At 62.2% G+C, this 1,097-nt stretch carries 1 protein-coding gene; it reads left to right on the top strand.

Translation table 11 applies throughout. The features are described 5' to 3' along the window. Positions 1-1,097: thiamine pyrophosphate-dependent enzyme (locus ACR0P8_RS10060; protein WP_432624900.1), on the top strand; the 1,097-nt coding region annotated here is incomplete at both ends.

A 1,097-nucleotide genomic window follows, 5' to 3' on the forward strand; every position in this document is an offset into this window, starting at 1 on the left:
GCATCAGATCGTGGACCTGGTCTCCGTGTTCCGCCCGCTCACGCAATGGACCAGCATGATAACCATCCCCAGCGCCGTGCCGGAAATCGTGCGCAAAGCCTTCTCCATAGCGCAACGCAAACGTCCCGGAGCGACCTGCCTCATCCTCCCCGAAGACGTTGCGGAAATGCCCGTGCCGGCCGGAATCGGACCGTTGCCGCTCCCCCACACCATGCACATCCGCCCGACCGACGACACCATCGCCCGTGCGGCCGACATCATCGGCAGGGCACGCCATCCAATCATCCTCGCAGGCAACGGCGTGGCCCGCGCGCACGCCGAAAACCGGCTGCTGGCATTGGCCGAGCAGCTCAACGTGCCGGTCGCCACCACATTCGAAGGCAAGGGCGTGATCTCGGACCATATTCCCAACGCGCTCGGCGTGGTCGGCTTCATGAAGCACGATTATGAGAACTTCGCGTTCGACGAGGCCGACCTGATCATCGCCGTCGGCTTCTCGATCCAGCAGTTCGACCCGAAGAAGATCAATCCGAACGACGACAAGACGATTATCCACATCAACACGTTCGTGGAGGACACCGACGCGCATTATTCGACCGCGCTCAACATCATGGGCGACATTGACCAGACGCTGGAAGCGCTGATCGACCGGCTGCGCGTGAAGGGCATCCGGTTCGACGAATCGCATCCGATGATCCACGAGCTGCTCGACGGCGAATTCCGTTCGTATGCCGAAGACGATTCGTTCCCGATGAAGCCGCAACGCATCGTCTACGACACCCGACGGGCCATGGCCGACGGCGACATCACGCTGGTGGACACCGGTGCGCTGAAGATGTGGATGGCGCGGCTGTACCCGACGTACTATTCCAACACGTGCGTGATCGACAACTCCCTGTCGACGATGGCGTGGACGCTGCCAGGCGCCGTTGCGGCCTCGTTGGAGAATCCGGGACGGCCCGTGTTGGCAGCGATGGGCGACGGCAGCTTCCTGATGAACGTGCAGGAGATCGAGACCGCGGTGCGCGTCGGCGCACGCATGGTCGCGCTTGTCTGGGTCGACAAGGCGTATGGCCTGATCAAATGGAAGATGAACA

The sequence above is a fragment of the Bifidobacterium sp. genome (assembly GCF_050874245.1).
Lineage (GTDB): Bacteria > Actinomycetota > Actinomycetes > Actinomycetales > Bifidobacteriaceae > Bifidobacterium.